The 19,003-nt window shown below is 43.3% G+C and carries 23 protein-coding genes, 1 rRNA gene and 2 other annotated features; all 24 genes read right to left on the reverse strand.

Going from position 1 to position 19,003, the window contains the following annotated elements; translation table 11 throughout:
• Nucleotides 1–79: 79 nt before the first annotated feature.
• A complete protein-coding gene (gene rplL, locus CFS04_RS12415) occupies nucleotides 80–448 on the reverse strand; it encodes a 50S ribosomal protein L7/L12 (protein ID WP_088811004.1) in 369 nt (122 codons plus the stop codon).
• Nucleotides 449–502: 54 nt separating this feature from the next.
• On the reverse strand, nucleotides 503–1,003 hold the full coding sequence (gene rplJ / locus CFS04_RS12420; RefSeq protein ID WP_088811005.1) for a 50S ribosomal protein L10: 501 nt from the start codon (nucleotides 1,001–1,003) through the stop codon (nucleotides 503–505).
• A 35-nt stretch (nucleotides 1,004–1,038) separates the two neighbouring features.
• Nucleotides 1,039–1,179 (reverse strand) — a sequence feature (ribosomal protein L10 leader region).
• A 47-nt stretch (nucleotides 1,180–1,226) separates the two neighbouring features.
• Entirely contained in the window at nucleotides 1,227–1,916 is a 690-nt protein-coding gene (gene rplA / locus CFS04_RS12425; protein WP_088811006.1) for a 50S ribosomal protein L1, read from the reverse strand.
• Between the two features lie 35 nt (nucleotides 1,917–1,951).
• Nucleotides 1,952–2,377 (reverse strand): 50S ribosomal protein L11, encoded by a 426-nt coding sequence (gene rplK, locus CFS04_RS12430; RefSeq protein ID WP_007471922.1) that lies wholly within the window; start codon nucleotides 2,375–2,377, stop codon nucleotides 1,952–1,954.
• Nucleotides 2,378–2,509: 132 nt separating this feature from the next.
• Complete coding sequence (locus CFS04_RS12435; RefSeq protein WP_255377794.1) at nucleotides 2,510–2,752, reverse strand: glycosyltransferase; 243 nt, start codon at nucleotides 2,750–2,752, stop codon at nucleotides 2,510–2,512.
• Nucleotides 2,753–3,286: a transcription termination/antitermination protein NusG gene (nusG, locus tag CFS04_RS12440; RefSeq protein ID WP_088811007.1), complete on the reverse strand. Its 534-nt coding sequence runs from the start codon at nucleotides 3,284–3,286 to the stop codon at nucleotides 2,753–2,755.
• Nucleotides 3,287–3,414: 128 nt separating this feature from the next.
• Nucleotides 3,415–3,594 (reverse strand): preprotein translocase subunit SecE, encoded by a 180-nt coding sequence (gene secE, locus CFS04_RS12445; protein ID WP_088811008.1) that lies wholly within the window; start codon nucleotides 3,592–3,594, stop codon nucleotides 3,415–3,417.
• 20 nt (nucleotides 3,595–3,614) lie between these two features.
• Nucleotides 3,615–3,764, reverse strand: coding sequence for a 50S ribosomal protein L33 (rpmG, locus tag CFS04_RS12450; protein ID WP_007471971.1), 150 nt, complete (start codon nucleotides 3,762–3,764; stop codon nucleotides 3,615–3,617).
• 127 nt (nucleotides 3,765–3,891) lie between these two features.
• Nucleotides 3,892–4,470, reverse strand: a complete 579-nt coding sequence (locus CFS04_RS12455) for an RNA polymerase factor sigma-70 (RefSeq protein WP_088811024.1) — start codon at nucleotides 4,468–4,470, stop codon at nucleotides 3,892–3,894.
• A gap of 91 nt (nucleotides 4,471–4,561) precedes the next feature.
• Nucleotides 4,562–5,074, reverse strand: a complete 513-nt coding sequence (locus tag CFS04_RS12460; RefSeq protein ID WP_088811009.1) for an NYN domain-containing protein — start codon at nucleotides 5,072–5,074, stop codon at nucleotides 4,562–4,564.
• On the reverse strand, nucleotides 5,071–5,817 hold the full coding sequence (rlmB, locus tag CFS04_RS12465; RefSeq protein WP_088811010.1) for a 23S rRNA (guanosine(2251)-2'-O)-methyltransferase RlmB: 747 nt from the start codon (nucleotides 5,815–5,817) through the stop codon (nucleotides 5,071–5,073). The genes CFS04_RS12460 and rlmB overlap by 4 nt, the downstream gene beginning before the upstream one ends.
• Nucleotide 5,818: 1 nt before the next feature.
• Entirely contained in the window at nucleotides 5,819–6,220 is a 402-nt protein-coding gene (locus CFS04_RS12470; RefSeq protein ID WP_088811011.1) for a Mini-ribonuclease 3, read from the reverse strand.
• 3 nt (nucleotides 6,221–6,223) lie between these two features.
• Nucleotides 6,224–7,639, reverse strand: coding sequence for a cysteine--tRNA ligase (cysS, locus tag CFS04_RS12475; protein WP_088811012.1), 1,416 nt, complete (start codon nucleotides 7,637–7,639; stop codon nucleotides 6,224–6,226).
• 1 nt (nucleotide 7,640) lies between these two features.
• Complete coding sequence (epsC, locus tag CFS04_RS12480; protein WP_088811013.1) at nucleotides 7,641–8,258, reverse strand: serine O-acetyltransferase EpsC; 618 nt, start codon at nucleotides 8,256–8,258, stop codon at nucleotides 7,641–7,643.
• A gap of 271 nt (nucleotides 8,259–8,529) precedes the next feature.
• Nucleotides 8,530–8,749 (reverse strand) — a binding site (T-box leader).
• A 112-nt stretch (nucleotides 8,750–8,861) separates the two neighbouring features.
• Complete coding sequence (gltX, locus tag CFS04_RS12485; protein ID WP_088811014.1) at nucleotides 8,862–10,334, reverse strand: glutamate--tRNA ligase; 1,473 nt, start codon at nucleotides 10,332–10,334, stop codon at nucleotides 8,862–8,864.
• Between the two features lie 15 nt (nucleotides 10,335–10,349).
• Nucleotides 10,350–10,823, reverse strand: a complete 474-nt coding sequence (gene ispF, locus CFS04_RS12490; protein WP_088811015.1) for a 2-C-methyl-D-erythritol 2,4-cyclodiphosphate synthase — start codon at nucleotides 10,821–10,823, stop codon at nucleotides 10,350–10,352.
• A complete protein-coding gene (ispD, locus tag CFS04_RS12495) occupies nucleotides 10,820–11,515 on the reverse strand; it encodes a 2-C-methyl-D-erythritol 4-phosphate cytidylyltransferase (RefSeq protein WP_088811016.1) in 696 nt (231 codons plus the stop codon). The genes ispF and ispD overlap by 4 nt, the downstream gene beginning before the upstream one ends.
• A gap of 30 nt (nucleotides 11,516–11,545) precedes the next feature.
• Nucleotides 11,546–12,625 (reverse strand): PIN/TRAM domain-containing protein, encoded by a 1,080-nt coding sequence (locus CFS04_RS12500; protein ID WP_088811017.1) that lies wholly within the window; start codon nucleotides 12,623–12,625, stop codon nucleotides 11,546–11,548.
• 101 nt (nucleotides 12,626–12,726) lie between these two features.
• A complete protein-coding gene (radA, locus tag CFS04_RS12505) occupies nucleotides 12,727–14,106 on the reverse strand; it encodes a DNA repair protein RadA (protein ID WP_088811018.1) in 1,380 nt (459 codons plus the stop codon).
• 141 nt (nucleotides 14,107–14,247) lie between these two features.
• Entirely contained in the window at nucleotides 14,248–16,710 is a 2,463-nt protein-coding gene (locus CFS04_RS12510) for an ATP-dependent Clp protease ATP-binding subunit (protein ID WP_088811019.1), read from the reverse strand.
• Between the two features lie 28 nt (nucleotides 16,711–16,738).
• Nucleotides 16,739–17,773 carry a protein arginine kinase gene (locus CFS04_RS12515; RefSeq protein WP_088811020.1) on the reverse strand — a complete coding sequence of 345 codons (1,035 nt, stop codon included), beginning with the start codon at nucleotides 17,771–17,773 and terminating at the stop codon, nucleotides 16,739–16,741.
• Nucleotides 17,757–18,257 carry a UvrB/UvrC motif-containing protein gene (locus tag CFS04_RS12520; protein WP_088811021.1) on the reverse strand — a complete coding sequence of 167 codons (501 nt, stop codon included), beginning with the start codon at nucleotides 18,255–18,257 and terminating at the stop codon, nucleotides 17,757–17,759. The genes CFS04_RS12515 and CFS04_RS12520 overlap by 17 nt, the downstream gene beginning before the upstream one ends.
• Nucleotides 18,258–18,273: 16 nt before the next feature.
• Nucleotides 18,274–18,732, reverse strand: a complete 459-nt coding sequence (locus CFS04_RS12525; RefSeq protein ID WP_088811022.1) for a CtsR family transcriptional regulator — start codon at nucleotides 18,730–18,732, stop codon at nucleotides 18,274–18,276.
• A 148-nt stretch (nucleotides 18,733–18,880) separates the two neighbouring features.
• Nucleotides 18,881–18,996, reverse strand: a 5S ribosomal RNA gene (gene rrf / locus CFS04_RS12530).
• Nucleotides 18,997–19,003: the final 7 nt, after the last annotated feature.

Raw genomic sequence — 19,003 nt, forward strand, 5'->3', positions numbered from 1 at the left:
AAAATACAATTAAAAAAAGCTTATTCCTAAAAACAAGCTAAAAAAGAGGCCGATAATCAAATCAGCCTCTTTCGATTAATTATTTGAATTCTACGCCAGCGCCAACTTCTTCAAGTTTCGCTTTGATTTCTTCAGCTTCTTCTTTAGAAGCGCCTTCTTTGATTGCTTTAGGAGCGTTATCAACTAATTCTTTCGCTTCTTTTAAGCCAAGACCAGTGATTTCACGAACCACTTTGATAACCTTGATTTTAGAATCGCCAGCAGATGCTAATTCAACTGTGAATTCAGTTTGTTCAGCAGCGCCACCAGCAGCACCAGCAGCAGCTACAGCTACAGGAGCAGCAGCAGTTACGCCAAATTCTTCTTCGATTGCTTTTACTAAATCGTTAAGTTCTAATACAGACGCTTCTTTTACAGAAGCAATGATTTCTTCAATGTTTAAAGCCATTTTAAAATTCCTCCATTATTGTTTTAATTTTTTTATTGGGCTAACACCCGGTAATTAAGCTTCTTGTTCAGCTTTTTGATCCGCAACTGCTTTTGTAGCAAGAGCAAGGTTGCGAACAGGAGCTTGTAATACGTTGCAAAGCATAGATAGCAAACCTTCGCGAGATGGAAGTGTTGCAAGAGCTTTGATTTCATCAAGAGAAGAAACATTCCCTTCAATGATACCTGCTTTAATTTCAAGCGCTTCGTGATCTTTCGCGAAGTCATTCAAAATTTTAGCTGGAAGAACAACGTCTTCGTTACTGAAAGCAATAGCGTTTGGTCCAGTAAGCACTTCTTGAAGTCCTTCAAAACCTTTAGCTTCTACTGCACGACGTACTAATGTGTTTTTGTATACTTTAAATTCTACGCCTGCTTCACGTAATTGCTTACGTAATTCAGTAATCTCAGATACATTTAGTCCACGATAGTCCACGATAACTGTAGATACGCTATCTGCAAGTTTAGCTGAAATTTCATCAACTGCACTTTGTTTAGCTTCTAAAATTTTACTCATTTTTACACCTCCGTCCATAGTCTAAACGCCAAAATGGCTACATAATAAAACCCTTGCCACCGTAACAGCAAGGGTTCAATCACAAGACAAAAATGTCCTGTTCATCTAAAATCCTCGGCGGGCATATTTAAACGCAAATGCGTACCTGCTGTCTACGGTAAGGATATTCACTTTTTAAGCCTATCATATCTTATCAAAGATTCGTTAGGTCGTCAAGTACGTTTTATAAAGAAGATGGATCAACTTGGATACCAGGTCCAAAAGTAGTTGTTACGCTTAAGTTTTTCACGTAAGTACCTTTGGCAGCAGCTGGTTTCGCTTTTTGTAATACATCATTTACAGTACGGAAGTTTTCAATTAATTTATCAGTGTCAAACGAAACTTTACCAATAGCAGTGTGAATGTTACCAGCTTTATCAACACGGTATTCCACTTTACCAGCTTTAATTTCATTAACAGCTTTTGTTACGTCCATAGTAACTGTACCCGTTTTAGGGTTTGGCATTAAGCCTTTTGGTCCTAAGACACGACCTAATTTACCAACTTCACCCATCATATCAGGTGTAGCTACGATAACATCAAAGTCAAACCAACCTTGGTTGATTTTTTCAACAAATTCAGCATCTCCAACGAAGTCAGCGCCAGCAGCTTCAGCTTCTTTTGCTTTTTCTCCTTTAGCGAAAACTAAAACGCGTTGTGTTTTACCAGTACCGTTTGGTAATACTACGGCACCACGGATTTGTTGGTCCGCTTTTTTAGGGTCTACGCCAAGACGAAATGCTACTTCAACAGTTGCATCGAAACCGGCGAAATCAATTTCTTTAGCAAGCGCTACTGCTTCTTCAACAGAATACGCTTTTGTTGTATCTACTTTTTTCAAAGCATCTTGATACTTTTTACCTTTCTTAGCCATTTCTTTTCCTCCTTATTGTTCAAATTGCTTTTTTCTTAGTCTTCTACTACGAATCCCATAGAACGAGCTGTACCTTCAACCATACGCATTGCAGACTCAACGTTTGCAGCATTTAGGTCAGGCATTTTAAGCTCAGCAATTTCTTGTACTTGAGCACGAGTTACAGTTGCAACTTTGTTACGGTTAGGCTCACCAGAACCTTTTTCCACTTTAGCAGCTTTTTTAAGCAATACTGCAGCTGGTGGAGTTTTCGTGATGAACGTAAACGAACGGTCTTCAAATACACTGATTACAACAGGAATGATAAGACCAGCTTGATCGGCTGTACGAGCGTTAAACTCTTTACAGAATCCCATGATATTAACACCAGCTTGACCTAGTGCAGGTCCAACTGGAGGTGCAGGATTTGCTTTCCCTGCTGGAATTTGAAGTTTAACTTCTTTAATAACTTTTTTAGCCACGAGACATACCTCCTTAAGTCCGTGCTGTGGTTAAATGGGGATTAAGATTTCCCCTCCCACGTGAAACATACGCAAAAACGTACTTATACATGATACCACTTTAAAAACACAATTGCAAGACCATTTTCTTTGTTAAAAAGCTAAGATTTCCTGTATACGGCGCGCATAAGTGGCGTCGAGCTGCAGCACCTTTTCATATCCTTTTTGCCGAATTGATTCCCTTAGTTCTGGCTTAGCATGATAAAACGCGACTTTTTCTAGCAGTTCCTCTGTATCTGAAAAAAAATCAGCTTCTATTCCTTCTTTAAATAAGGCTTGCTGTTCTTCCGTTCGTTCAAAAAAAACACAGCTCCAAAACGGAACTGCGCCTTCCAATTAAATTTTCTCAATCTGATTGAAATCAACTTCAACCGGAGTTTCCCGACCGAACATGTTGACCATAACTTTTGCTTTACCTTTATCCATATCCATTTCGTCGACTTTACCAGAGTAATCAGCAAACGGACCTTCTTTAACCATAACCGTTTCACCAATTTCAAAGTCAGCATCAAGCAGTTTATCCATCATGCCCATGCTCTTCAGAATGCGATCAGCTTCTTCAGGTAAAAGGGCTGTTGGTTTTGAGCCTGAACCAGCGGAACCAACGAATCCCGTAACGCCCGGTGTATTACGAACAACGTACCAAGAGTCATCTGTCATCACGATTTCAACAAGCACATAACCTGGGAATACTTTACGTTTAATCGTTTTTGTTTTACCATTTTTCACTTCTGTTTCATCTTCTTCTGGGACAATAACGCGGAAGATTTTATCCGACATGCCCATTGATTCAACACGTTTTTCCAAGTTAGCTTTTACTTTATTTTCATAGCCCGAGTAAGTGTGGACGACATACCAATTTTTTTCCATTTGTTAGTTGGCGACACCTTTTGTCACCATCCTCCTTTGTTTTCGATTCAGCCAAAACAAAAAACCCGGATTCACTCGGGTTTCATCACAAGTAGTATTATACCATTAATTTTTAAAATTGCCCAGCATTACAGAATAAGTTGAATAAGCTGTTCAATTCCAAAGTCTAACAGCATAAAGAATACAGCAAATAAAATAACCGTAATGACAACTGTTACCGTGTAACTTGTCAATTCTTTTCTAGTTGGCCAAGTCACTTTTCGCATTTCAGACGTCACGTTTTTAAAAAATCTTGAAATCGCAGACATGTTTAAACCTCCAATTAAAACTATTTTGTTTCTCGATGTAAAGTGTGTTTATTACAGTGCCGGCAAAATTTCTTAACCTCTAAACGAACTTGTTTATGCGAACCACTGGCACTAATTGAATAATTTCTTGAACCGCACTCGCTACAAGCAAGTGATGTTTTTTTCTTCATATGCTTCCGTCAACTCCGCTACTCTCATTTGCGTAGTCTTATTAGAAGACTTTGCATCTCTATAAATATATCATCTCATAAAGTTCAAGTCAAACGAATTTTTGTGACAAAACTGCCATAAAGCCGTTCATAAGTCTTTCGTCATCTTTCGTTTGATGCGCTGCAAAGCATTATCGATTGCTTTCTCCTTCACCTTAAAAGCTACCGCCATTTCATGATAACTTTTTCCCTCTAAATACTGCTTCAAAACATTTCGCTCGAATTCACTCGTGAGCGCCTCGAGCTTCTTTGCAACATTTGTAAAATCTTCATTTTTGATTAAAAAATCTTCCGGGGTTTCCGCTTGCTTTTCCGAGATGACATCGATGAGCGTCCAGTCTAGCTCATCGTCCGAGCTCATTGGTGTGTCAAGAGAAATCGATTGATTAAGCGGATTATTTTTCTTTCGTGCCCCGCGCTTGACCGCCGATAAAAGCTGCCTATTAATACAAATTTCTGCAAATGATTTAAACGAAGCCGCTTTCTCCGGATTGTAATCCCGAATAGCTTTAAAAAGCCCAATCATGCCTTCTTGAATTAAATCTTCACGGTCGGCACCCTGCAAAAAATATTGGGTCGCTTTCCAGTAAACCACGCTTTGATACTTATCAAAGAAATATTCAAGCGCTTCCGTGTTTCCTCCTCTAGCAAGTGTCAGCAAATCCATTTCCTGATTTTGTTCTTTCGTCAATTCGATTTGGCTCCTTTGCTAAAGATTTTGCTTTATTATACAGAGTTCACTCCCGCATCGTCAACCTTTATTTTTCGCCTCTGCGCCACATTTCTAAGCGTTTTATTGTTTCAGAATCTAAATCCAGCTTTGATTTTGGCATTTCGGCACGAATCCGTTTCATTTTCCGGTCAATTGTACGGCTCATTTCTTGAATTTCAAAAAGCAATTCGCGTGAGGAAATTCGTAACGCGCCTTGCCCAAAAATCGCCCACTGCTCCGTATAATCACTTGTTGCGACCATAATTTGCGTTTTAGCGTTTTTCCATTCAATTGCTTTTCGTTCAATATATTCGTCCGCAGTCTCATCTTCTTTTGTAAAAACAATTTCTACTTTATTTCGTGTCATTTTCCGCTCCACTTTGCGCACATATTGTGCATCAAATACGATTACTACGCGGTAGCCTGTATAACTTTTGTATTCTGCCATCCAGGCGATAAGAGTATTTCTGGCTGCTTCGAGGTCATAATCTTTTAGACGAGCAAGTTCAGGCCATGCACCGATTACATTATAGCCATCAACCAGCAAAACGCGGTTCATTCCAGTGGATTTCTCTTCCTATAAACTTCATAGAGCAAAATACTAGCTGCGACCGATGCATTTAAAGACGTTACTTTTCCGACCATTGGCAAGTGAATCAGGAAGTCACATTTTTCGCGCACAAGGCGACTCATTCCGCGGCCTTCACTGCCTATCACAAGCGCGAGCGGCAAATCCGCATCCATCGTGCGGTAGTCACTGCTGCCAGACGCATCCGTACCAAAAATCCATAAACCTCTTTTTTGCAAGTCTTCCATCGTTTTCGTAATGTTCGTCACGCGCACAACGGGAACATATTCAATCGCACCTGTTGAAGCCTTCGCCACTGTTTGCGTCAAGCTTACTGAACGGCGTTTCGGAATAATAATCCCGTGCGCCCCTACAGAATCAGCTGTACGCATAATCGAGCCCAAGTTATGTGGATCTTCCAGTTCATCAAGAATAATGAAAAATGGCAACTCATCTTTTTGTTCCGCTGCGCGAAATAAATCTTCTAACTCAAAGTAGCGATACGCCGCAATTTGTGCCGCCACACCTTGATTTGAACCCGGTACTACTTTATCAACCTTTGCTTTTGGGACAAAACGCACTTCCACGTGTCGCTCTTTGGCAAGGCCAATAATTTGTTTCATGACTCCTTTTTGCGAGCCTTCTGAAATAATAATTTTATGAATGTCGCGACCTGAACGGAGCACTTCGAGTACAGGGTTTCTGCCGCCAATCCATTCTTCATTTTGTTCCATATTAGTTCCCCTCCTCGATAATCTGAACTGCCGCATCTAGCCATTCCATAAGCCGATTTTCTTCCTCACCCAAATACAAATAACCAATGACCGCCTCAAATGCGCTCGATAAATTGTATGTCGCCGCATCTGTGTTTTTAGGTAGCGAGTAGGATTTCGCATTGCGACCGCGTTTATAAACAGCCGTTTCGTCTTCCGTTAAAAAGCCGCGTTCTAAGAGCGTGTTTAAAACTTTTGCCTGCCCTTTCGCCGAAACAAATTCCGTCGCTTTTTTTTGCAACTGATTGGGTTTTGTTTTCCCTAGTTTTAATAAGTAGAGCCGAATATGTTGCTCGTAAACCGCATCGCCCATGTACGCGAGCGCAAGGCCGTTCAGCTGTTTGTAGTCTTTCACCTTCGCCATTTCTTACCCTCGTTTCCAGCGCGTACCGTGTGCTGTGTCTTCCAAAATAATCTCTTTTTCTTTGAGCAAATCACGAATTTCATCGGCGCGCGCGAAGTTTCGCTCATTTCGTGCTTGTAAGCGTTCCTCAATGAGGGCATCAATTTCAGCGTCATCAAGCGTGGCTGCCGAAGTTCCCGCAAGGCGAACCCCTAAAACTTCTGCAAACAAACGCATCATGCTATAAAACTCACGTAAAACAGTCACCGAAACGTGGTCACGTGTCAAATAAATATTCGCGCGTTTAGCAAGCTCATGAAAAGCTGTAATCGCATTCGCCGTATTGAAATCATCGTCCATTTCATCTTCAAATTGCATTTTTAGCTCCGTAAGTTGCTCAAGCCATTCTTCTTTGTGCTCCGCGTCGCTAAAATCTTCCTCCACCGACTGAATCCGGTAGTCCAAATTGTGATACGTCGTCCGCAGGCGTTCGAGCCCATTTTCCGCATCATTTAGTGTCGCATCGCTAAGCGAAATCGGTCTGCGGTAATGAACAGAAAGCATGAAAAACCGAATCACATTCGGGTCATGGTCCTCTAAAACGTCATGTAGCGTAATAAAATTCCCAAGCGACTTCGACATTTTTTCCCCATCAATGTTTAAAAAGCCGTTATGCATCCAGTAATTCGCAAAAGTTTTGCCCGTTAACGCTTCCGATTGCGCAATTTCATCCTCGTGATGTGGGAAAATCAAATCTTGACCGCCTGCGTGGATATCAATCGTGTCGCCTAAATATTTGCGTGCAAGCGTCGAGCACTCAATATGCCAGCCCGGACGCCCCTTGCCAAACGGACTCTCCCAAAAAATCTCGCCTGGTTTCGCACTTTTCCAAAGAACAAAATCAAGCTGGTCTTCTTTCAATTCATTCGCCTCAATTCGCGCGCCCATCTGAAGCTCCGTCAGCGGCTGATGCGATAATTTCCCGTAGCCATCAAATTTTTTCGTGCGGTAATACACGTCCCCGCCAGACTTATACGCAAAGCCCTTTTCAATGAGTGCCGAAATAAAATCAATAATTTCATCCATATTTTCCGTCACACGAGGATTCACCGTCGCTTTCGCCACGTTTAGCTGGTCGACATCATCAAAATACGCGCCAATAAATTTATCCGCCACTTCCGGAACCGTAAGCTTGAGCTCCTCCGCCGCGCGAATCAACTTATCATCCACATCCGTGAAATTCGATACAAACTGCACATCATACCCGCGATACGTGAAATACCGGCGCACCGTGTCAAACACAATAATCGGCCGCGCATTCCCAATGTGGATATAGTTGTACACAGTCGGTCCGCAGACATACATTTTTACTTTCCCATCATTTATCGGTTTGAAAATCTCCTTTTCACGCGTCAACGTATTATAAATTTGCAAAGACATCTTATTCACCAGCTCCTCGTTCAAATTTCGCTATTTTTTCTTCTAACTGTTCGATTCTTTCAAAAAGGCTTTCCAAGTTTGGCTCTGTATGCGCCACTGTGCGCCCGTTTAGCCGCACCACTTTTGCAGGAATTCCGACTACTGTCGCACACGGTGGAACATCCTTTAAAACAACAGCTCCAGCCCCTATTTTTGCTTCCGTACCAACTTCAACAGGCCCAAGTATTTTAACGCCCGCTGAAATCAGCACCCCGTTTCGAACCGTCGGATGCCGCTTCCCTGTATCTTTTCCCGTCCCGCCAAGTGTAACACCATGAAACAAAATCACGTCCGTTCCAAGTTCAGCCGTCTCCCCAATGACAACCCCCGCCCCGTGGTCAATAAACAAGCGTCTGCCAATCACAGCCCCAGGGTGAATTTCAATATTTGTCATAAACCGCGCAAATTGTGATAGCATCTTCGACAACACAATCATATTATGTTGATAGAAAAAATGTGCCACACGGTAAATCCAGATAGCGTGGACCCCTGCATTTGTGAAAAAAGCATCGATTCGTTTGCGCGTCGCCGGGTCATTTTTGATGACAGTATCTAAATCCTCTATAAATTTCCTTGCCATTTTCAGTTCCTCCATTGGGTTGGATTTTGGGTGTTTTGCGTTTGTGGGCACAAACTCGCCTTCGCTCGTGCACGTGTAGTCTTCATGTGGGCTTAGCCCTTTATGTATAAATGCATGGATTAACAACTCGCTTTGCTCGTTCTTATATTTGGGCTCTAACGGGCTTAGCCCGTAAGGTTAAAACCTTGGATTAACAACTCGCTTTGCTCGTTCTTATATTTGGGCTCTAACGGGCTTAGCCCGTAAGAGCCCAAACAAAAAGACACCCCCATACAGAGACGTCTTGCGCGGTTCCACTCTGATTGGGCTTGAAATATCAAGCCCCACCTTGTATACAGGGGTAACGACCTGTTGACGTCTAGTGATACTCTTCGCATTTCCCACTAGAACTCAGGGATGCATTTCAGGAGTTGTTGAGCTAAGCCAATCGCAGCAACATGGCTCTCTCTGTAAGCGCGCAACTCCGTACTTCTTCCCATCACCGTTTTCGGACAACTATAGTACTTCTATTATAACAACAAAAACGAGAATCGCAACCATTATTATTTGGGAATAAAGCAAAAAGAACGCGGAGGCGCTTCTGCCTCACAACGTCCTTTCAGTTTATTTTTTCAGCCAGCCATTTAGACGACTTAAAACCTTTTCCTTGCCCAAAACTTCAATTGCAAGCGGCAATTCAGGGCCATGCATCTCACCAGTTGCGACAATACGAATCGGCATGAAGAGGCCTTTTCCTTTCACACCAGTTTCCTTTTGCACGCGTTTGATGGCCGCTTTGACTTCATCCGCCACGAACGGATCCAAACTTGCCACCTCATTTGCGAAGGCACGAATGACAACCGGCACCGTATCCTCAGCTAGCACCGCCTGTTCTTCCTCGTCGAAATTCAATTGGCCAGCATCCGCAAAGAACATTTCCGTCAAGCCCACGATTTCCGCGCCATAACTCATTTGTTCATGATATAGCGACACCAATTTGTGTACCCATTCTAGTTCTTCCGCATCCAATTGCTCAGGCACCACGCCCGCTTTTTGCAAGTGTGGTAAAGAAAGTTCGACCACATCGTTTAGCGGGAGCTTCTTCACGTATTGGTTGTTCACCCACGTCAATTTGTTTGTATCAAAGAGTGCAGGCGATTTCGAGAGCCGATTCGGGTCGAAAATTTTGATAAATTCTTCCTTCGAGAAAATTTCTTCCTCACCCTCTGGCGACCATCCAAGCATCGCAATAAAGTTAAATAGCGCTTCTGGAAGATAGCCTAAGTCGCGATACTGCTCAATGAACTGAATGATTGAACCATCACGCTTGCTGAGTTTGCGTCTACTTTCATTAACAATCAGCGTCATATGACCAAAAATTGGTGCTTCCCAACCAAACGCATCATAAATCATAATTTGTTTCGGCGTATTGGAAATATGGTCATCACCGCGAAGAACATGCGTCATTTCCATCAAGTGGTCATCCACAGCCACCGCAAAATTATACGTTGGCATACCATCTTTTTTCCCAATAACAAAGTCGCCAATGCCATTCGTATCAAAAGAAACATCATCTTTTACCATATCATTAAATGTAATCGTCTCATTTTCTGGCACAGCAAAACGAATGCTCGGTTTTAGCCCTGCTGCTTCTTTTTCAGCACGTTCAGCATCAGTTAGATGGCGACATTTCCCGCCGTAACGTGGCATTTCACCACGTGCTTTTTGCGCCTCGCGTTCCGCCTCGAGTTCTTCCTCCGTACAGTAACACTTATACGCCTTACCTTCTTCTAAAAGCTGTTCCAAAAGTGGATCATAAATCGCTTTACGTTCCGACTGGCGATACGGTCCGTACTTACCTGGCTTATCAATGCCTTCATCCCAGTCAATCCCAAGCCATTTCAAATTTCTAAGTTGGCTTTCCTCGCCGTCCCAGACGTTACGCTTTAAATCCGTATCCTCAATACGAATCACAAAGTCCCCATCATTATGTCTTGCAAATAAATAATTAAAAAGTGCCGTACGCGCATTCCCAATATGCAAAAAACCAGTTGGACTTGGCGCATACCGTACACGAACCTTCTTATTTTCAACCAAAACTATTCACTCCTTTTACTTTTCAAGCAGTACAACCGCTAAACTCGCTATTCCTTCGCCACGACCCGTAAAACCTAATTTTTCCGTCGTCGTCGCTTTCACATTCACTTCTGACGGCGAAGCATCTAAAAGCTCCGCAATCCGTATTTTCATAGCATCCACATAAGGCGCCATTTTTGGCTTCTCAGCAATAATCGTACAATCTAAATTGGATAACTTGTATCCTTCCGCCTTAACCTCTTGCCACACTTTAAGCAAAAGCTCAGCCGAATCCGCATCCTTATAAGCCATATCCGTATCCGGGAAGAAATGCCCAATATCACGCCTAGCCACAGCACCAATAATCGCATCCGTCACCGTATGAAGCAACACATCCGCATCACTATGCCCAAGTAAGCCCTTCTCATATGGAATCTCAATCCCACCAATAATCAGCTTCCTACCCGCCACAAGCTGATGCACATCATAGCCCTGACCAATTCGAATCATCTAACATTCCCTCCCATCTCACCAAAAATCGCCTTCGCAAGCGGCATATCCTCAGGTGTTGTCAACTTAATGTTGTAATAACTACCTTCCACAACACTTATCGGGGCAGAAAGACGCTCAACAAGACTTGCTTCATCTGTTCCAAGAAAGCCTTCCGCGAACGCCTTCTCGTGCGCCTCTTTTAAAAGCGATGACTTAAAAGCTTGCGGCGTCTGAATTTGCCAAAGATTTTCCCGATCAACCGTCTCTCGAACTAGGCCAAGCGAAACACGTTTCACCGTATCTTTCACCTTCACCGCACAAATGCTAGCATCTTTTTCAGAAACTGCATCAAGCAACCGGTCCACAATATCAAGCGTCACAAAAGGTCTAGCACCATCATGGACAAGAACAATTTGCTCCGCGTCACATTTGGCTAACCCATTCCTGACACTATACTGCCGTTCAGTTCCCCCAGCCACAACTTCAACAAACGTATCAGCTAACTCAAGATTTCCAAGCGCCGCGCTCACCAAACCCGTTTCCTCCGCCTGACAAACAATTACAATATGACTACAGCGGCTATCAGCCAAAAACGGCTTTAAAGCATGCACAAAAATCGGCTCATCAAATAACTCTAGCCACATTTTATTTCGCTTGGCATTCATCCGTTTTCCTTGCCCAGCCGCTAAAAAAATCAGTTCATAGTTCATTCACACTAACTCCTGCCTAATATCCAAATATCAATTTGGTTTTGCAAAAATCATTCTTCCTGCCGACGTCTGAAGTACACTTGTAACCTCAACTTCAATCGTTTCATTCATAAATTTACGCCCGTCTTCCACAACAATCATCGTGCCATCATCTAAATACGCCACGCCTTGATTATGCTCCTTGCCATCTTTCACGACAAGAACTGTCATTTTTTCGCCTGGTAAAACAACCGGTTTAACCGCATTCGCCAAATCATTAATATTTAACACCGGTACATTCTGAAATTCGCAAACCTTATTCAAATTGTAATCATTCGTTACAACGGTGCCACCCATTATTTTAGCCAGCTTAACCAGTTTACTGTCCACTTCTGGAATTTCTTCAAAGTCGCCTTCATACATTTCAACTTTAATCTTATCTTCCTTCTGAATACGATTTAAAATATCCAGCCCACGGCGACCACGAGTCCGTTTTAACGTATCTGATGAGTCAGCAATATGTTGCAGTTCTGCCAAAACAAACAGCGGTATCACAATCACGCCATTTAAAAATCCTGTCATTAAAATATCCGCGATGCGCCCATCAATTATAACACTCGTATCTAGAATTTTATAGTCCATCGAGTCGCTATTTTGAGTTTCTCTACCAGCCGAATCCGCCGCTTTCTTACGTACATTTTTCCCAGAAAACAGCGTCCCTAGCTCATTCCGCCGACTAATCCCCACACGAAAACCAAGGTAGCCCAAAACAAGCGTTAAAACGATCGGCACAACCGAATTGATAATTGGAATCCTTGTTTGACTGAACGCATTGCCTGCAAAAAATGCAATAACCAGCCCAATAATCAGGCCTAGTCCCCCGTATACAATGGTCACACTCGAAATCTTTGTTAATCTTTCCTCAAGCCAATTAAGTGCGGCTTCTATATATTTCACCGCCCAAAAAGTAATAAGATAAAATATAATTGCACCAACAAAAGCATTGGCATAAGGATTATTAAGCCATAAGTGGTCTGCCAAACCCATTTTCGCGTAAACGGCTGGCAAAATAAAAACACCCGCTGTACCACCAAGTAAAACAAAACAAGCTCTAATTACCCATTTCAGCATCTTTTTTCCTCCCTTCATTTCATATTTGTGCGTTGCTTCATACATCTTTCATTTTACACCATGAAACAGACAACCCGCAAATTTTCTCCTTAAAAGAAAGCTTAAGATTTCGGCAAGGCTTTCTTTAACGCTTCTGCAATCGTTTCAACTGCAATAATTGAAATACCACTCGGCATTTTAATTTCCAAACGGTTATTCGCTGGCACAAAAATGCGTTTAAATCCAAGCTTCGCCGCTTCCTTCACACGTTCCTCAATTCGTGCAACACGGCGCACTTCACCCGTAAGTCCAAGCTCCCCAATAAAGCAGTCCGTACTGTTTGTCGGACGATCATGATAGCTTGAAGCGATACTTACCGCAATAGCTAAATCTACAGCTGGCTCATCTAATTTAACGCCACCCGCCGCTTTTAAATACGCATCTTGATTTTGCAAAAGCAAACCAACTCGTTTTTCAAGAACAGCCATAATAAGTGACACTTTATTGTAATCAAGCCCCGTTGCCATTCGTTTCGCGTTCCCAAACATCGTTGGAGACACAAGTGCTTGAATTTCCACAAGAACCGGCCTTGTTCCCTCCATGGAAGCCACAACTGTAGAGCCAGAAGCATTCTCAAGCCGCTCCTCCAAAAACACTTCAGAAGGATTCTGAACCTCAACAAGCCCCACATCACGCATCTCAAAAATCCCAATTTCATTCGTAGAGCCAAACCGGTTTTTGACCGCGCGTAAAATTCGGTAAGCGTGATGACGTTCACCTTCAAAATAAAGCACCGTATCTACCATATGTTCAAGAAGTCTAGGCCCAGCTATCGCGCCTTCTTTCGTAACGTGCCCCACAATAAACACTGTAATATTTTGCAATTTCGCAACCCGCATTAATGCGGCCGTTGATTCTCTTACTTGTGACACGCTACCCGCCGCACTCGTAACATCCGGATGATACACCGTTTGAATGGAATCAATAATAACAAAATCCGGTTCAATAAAATTAATCGTTTCTTGAATAGCTTCCAAGTTCGTTTCCGCGTATACATATAAATTGTCGCCTGAAACATGGAGCCGTTCTGCACGAAGCTTCGTCTGCTTAACTGATTCCTCACCAGAAATATAAAGCACGCGTTTTCCAGCCAAAGTTAGTGCCGCCGAAACTTGCAAAAGAAGCGTTGATTTCCCAATTCCAGGGTCCCCGCCAACTAAAACCATCGAGCCAACGACCACACCGCCGCCAAGCACACGATTTAGCTCTGGCATATTCGTTTGCACACGTTTCTCCAGTTCACTCACAACATCCGTAATTTTAGTCGCCTTAGACACCTCACCCGTATGTGTAAACGTCTGTCTTGTCGCTTTCTTCGATGGTTCGAGCGCCTCCACCATTTGGTTCCATTCTCCGCAATTTGGGCATTTCCCCATCCATTTTGGCGACTCGTAACCACAAGAGCCACAGACAAATTTAGTTGTTCTTCTCGCTTTTGCCATAATTCTCACCCTCCACCTAATCCATTGTAACATAGAACAAACGAACGCATATTCTTTTTGGTGAAAAAAGTATTTTCAAGTTTGTGACACCTCAAAAAAAGGCTTTTCTCACGGATTCCCCGCGAAAAAAGCCTTTACGCCTTATTTTACTTTTGCTTTTTTAGCTGTTACCTTCTGCTTTTTAGCATCCTTTTTACGAACCTCAAACTCACCATCTTTTACGCCAATCTCAATTGTATCCCCAACCTGAACATTACCACGCAAAAGCTCTTCTGAAAGGCGGTCCTCGATACTTTTTTGAATCGCACGTTTTAACGGCCGCGCCCCGTATTCCGGATCATAGCCTTCCTTCGCAATCTTAGACTTCGCACCGTCTGTCATTTTTACGTGGATGTCACGCTCCGCTAACCGGCTTGTAAGCTGCCCAGTTAACAGCGTTACAATTTGCTTCAATTCTTTTTCCGTTAGCGAATGGAAGACAATGGTTTCATCAATCCGATTAATAAACTCTGGGCGAAACGCCTTTTTAAGTTCCTGCAAGACCCGATGTTCCATCGCCTTATGGTCCTTCGTCACATCAGTAACGTTAAAGCCCATCGATTTATCCACTTTCATTTCTTGCGCTCCAATATTGGAAGTCATAATGATAACCGTATTACGAAAATCAACAACTCTACCTTTCGAATCGGTTAAACGACCATCATCCAAAACTTGCAATAACATATTGAACACATCTGGATGCGCTTTTTCAATTTCATCTAAAAGAACAACAGAATACGGTTTTTGACGAACTTTTTCCGTCAATTGTCCGCCTTCCTCATAGCCGACATAGCCAGGCGGTGCCCCAACTAATCGTGCCGTCGAGAATTTCTCCATGTATTCCGACATATCCACGCGAATCATCGCATCCTCATCACCAAACATCGATTCAGCAAGCGCGCGTGCTAATTCCGTCTTCCCAACCCCAGTCGGACCTAGGAAAATAAATGACCCAATTGGGCGTTTCGGATCTTTTAACCCTGCACGAGCACGTCTAACCGCAAGTGACACAGCTTTAACCGCTTCGTCTTGCCCAATCACACGTTCGTGCAGTAATTTTTCCATGTTTAGTAGCTTATCTGTTTCCGTTTCCGCTAGTTTCATAACCGGAATTCCAGTCCAGCTCGCTACAACTTCCGCCACCACATCTTCTGTTACTTGACTGTTATCTCGGCCTTGTTTTTCCTTCCAACTAAGCTTTTCTTCTTCCAAAGCTTTCCGAAGTTTATGCTCACGGTCGCGGAATGATGCCGCTTTTTCAAACTCTTGACCTTGGACAGCGGCGTCTTTCTCCTTCTTCAGCTCCGCAAGTTCAAGCTCCATCTCTTTCAAATCAGAAGGTGTCGTATACGCTTTTAAACGCACTTTCGAACCTGCTTCATCAATCACGTCAATTGCCTTATCCGGCAAGAAACGGTCGGAAATATAGCGATCCGACAAGCGAACAGCCGCATCAAGCGCCTCATCCGTAATTGCCACACGGTGGTGTGCCTCATAACGGTCCCGCAAGCCGTGTAAAATTTGAATCGATTCTTCAACACTCGGCTCATCCACTTTAATCGGTTGGAAACGTCTTTCAAGTGCCGCATCCTTTTCAATATATTTACGATACTCATCAAGTGTCGTCGCCCCAATACATTGGAGCTCCCCACGAGCAAGAGGTGGCTTCAAAATGTTCGAAGCATCAATCGCGCCTTCCGCTCCACCAGCACCAATCAGTGTGTGCAACTCATCAATGAATAAAATCACATTGCCAGCTTGACGAATCTCATCCATCACTTTTTTCAAACGATCTTCAAACTCACCACGATATTTCGTACCCGCAACAACAGTCCCCATATCAAGCGTCATCACACGCTTTCCGCGAAGTGTTTCCGGAACTTCATTTCGCACAATTTGCTGCGCCAACCCCTCAGCAATCGCTGTTTTACCAACCCCCGGCTCTCCAATTAAAACGGGATTATTCTTTGTCCGTCTTGATAATACTTCAATCACACGCTGAATTTCCTTCGCGCGACCAATAACCGGATCCAAGTTCTCTTCCCGAGCAATCACTGTTAAATCACGCGCCAAGCTATCAAGTGTCGGCGTCGCCTGTGTATTCGTCTGCCGTCCAGACGCCGCACTATCCCCGCCGCCTAAAAGTTGCAAGACTTGCTGACGCGCTTTATTCAAACTCACACCTAAATTGCTAAGTACACGCGCCGCAACGCCCTCACCTTCACGAATTAAACCAAGTAAAATATGTTCTGTTCCTACATAAGTGTGTCCAAGTTTGCGCGCTTCATCCATCGATAATTCGATAACCTTTTTAGCACGCGGTGTATATTGAATGGTCGTCACTGTTTTTTCACCTTGACCAATTAAACCTTCTACTTCTTGTTGAACCTTTTCAGCACTAATGCCTAGTTCATATAACGCTTTCGCAGCAATACCTTCACCTTCACGAACAAGCCCAAGCAAAATATGCTCAGTGCCTAAATTGTTATGATTTAGACGCATAGCTTCTTCTTGTGACAAAGCAAGTACTTTTTGTGCTCTTTGTGTAAACCGGCCAAACATCATATCGTTTTCCTCCTTAAGGCACTTCCCGTTAGACGTCTTGCAAAATGTCACGAATAACAGAAGCACGAATAACTTTTTCTTCTAACTCTAACATATCTTGCCCTGCAGCCCTTCGTAAGAAAGCTGGTTGGGAAAATAGTATCAATTCATTTATCTTTTGGCGAGTAATATGCTCAAAAATACCAAGCTCCATACCTAAATGCAAATCAGAAATGGCACTCGCACTTTCCAGCATGGTAAGCATACGCGCATTTTTCAACAAACCAAAAGATCTAAAAATACGGTCTTCCAGTGTAATATGGAATTTCTGCTTCAAATGAGTCCTGCTCACACGCTCCTGCATAATGACCTGCTCCATCATCTGCGTCAAATCCATCACAATTTCTTCTTCCGTTTTACCAAGTGTCACCTGATTCGAAATCTGAAAAATGTGCCCGAGAGAGCCACTACCTTCCCCGTATATTCCTCTTACCACAAAACCAACACTTCTAATCGCTTCCGCCATTTTCCCAAATCGCTTCGTCAAAACAAGTCCCGGCAAATGCACCATAACCGAAGCACGCAGCCCAGTACCAACATTTGTCACACAACTGGTTAAAAACCCAAGTTCCGGATTAAACGCAAAGGGCACCACGTCCTCCACTTCGGATTCAATACGCATAGCCCGTTCAAGAGCATCAAAAAGCCTAAGCCCCGGTTCCATACATTGAATTCGCAAATGGTCCTCCTCATTTATCATCACACTTGTATTTTCCGCTTCATTTATGAAAACCGCGCCTAGTTTACTCTTGTTCATCAAATACGGACTAATCAAATGTTTTTCAACAAGCAGCGCCCGTTCCAAAAGCGACAAGTCCGCCATTTTAAAAAGCGCATAATCATCATCTAAAACACCAGCAACCTGTGATATAAGCGCCTCACTTTCAAACGCAGCAGGAAATTTCTCCTCCGCCAAATTGCGAGCAATTCGAATTCGCGAACTCATCACAACATCCGAATCATCCCCATCCAAGTCAAGCCAAGAACTCAGAACCGGCAAAAGTATCTTATTCGCTTTCCCCATTCAAATTCTCCCTCCTCGACTTCAAATCTCGAATCTGATCCCGCAGCCTAGCAGCCTCCTCAAACCGTTCCATCTCAACCATCTTCTGGAGCTGCTCAGAAAGTTCAGATAGCACAGCCGCCGTATCCATCTCCTCCTGAAAAATCTTCGGAACCTTCCCAATATGCCGCACATGCCCATTTTGCACCCGTCTCAAAGTCGGAGCCAACTGTTCCGCAAAACTCTCATAACATTCCGCACAACCAAGACGTTTCGACTCCTGAAAAGCCGCATACTCCAAACCACAATGCGCACAATGCTTAGAAGCAACTTCCTCCAGTAGGGATAAAAACTCTAACGCAAGATCATTAATAGTATCCAACTGCCCCATTTCACCTTCAATCGCACAGTCTTCACACAAGTAATACACACTCATCGTCCCATCAGCATGCAACTCCTGAATTCGCGTAACCGCCTCATTCTTGCCACACTTCTCACATAGCATTCAACATCCGCCCCAATCAATCGTATTTTAACGCCACTAGCATCGCTTCCAAAATACGACTCCGTAAAATATCCCGATCTGGTAGTGGAATAATTAAAACCTCGCGATCAAGAGCAGCAACCATCATACGCGCTTCTTTTTTCGTCACAACATCCTCTTCCAACAGCCGTAAAATGACATCCTCCGAAAAAGCCTGTGACACCTTCTTATCTCGAAGCATCCCGATAATCGCATCCAAAAGCTGCACCTTATCATTCATCCGAACCTTAATAATCCGAATATAGCCGCCTCCGCCACGTTTGCTTTCAACAATATAGCCACGTTCCATCGTAAAACGCGTATTTATAACATAATTAATTTGCGAAGGAACACATTCAAATTTACTCGCAATTTCACTCCGCTTAATCTCCACAGCTTCATTCGATTCTAAAACTTGCTTCAAGTAGGCCTCAATAATATCAGAAATATTTCTCATCCGAATACTCCTTCCCAGCCGTCCAAATTGACTTTGACTATAATTGACTTTAATTATACACGAAAAATGCCCCTTCTAGCAAGCTCCACGCCCAAATAAGTTTACAAACAAAAAGCACTTGGAATATAATTCCAAGTGCTTCCAAATTGCCCGGCAGCGACCTACTCTCACAGGGGGAAGCCCCCAACTACCATCGGCGCAGAGAAGCTTAACTACCGTGTTCGGGATGGGAACGGGTGTGACCTTCTCGCCATAACTACCAGACAATGAA

Source organism: Listeria sp. ILCC796, from assembly GCF_900186175.1.
In the GTDB taxonomy this organism is placed as follows: Bacteria; Bacillota; Bacilli; order Lactobacillales; family Listeriaceae; genus Listeria; species Listeria goaensis.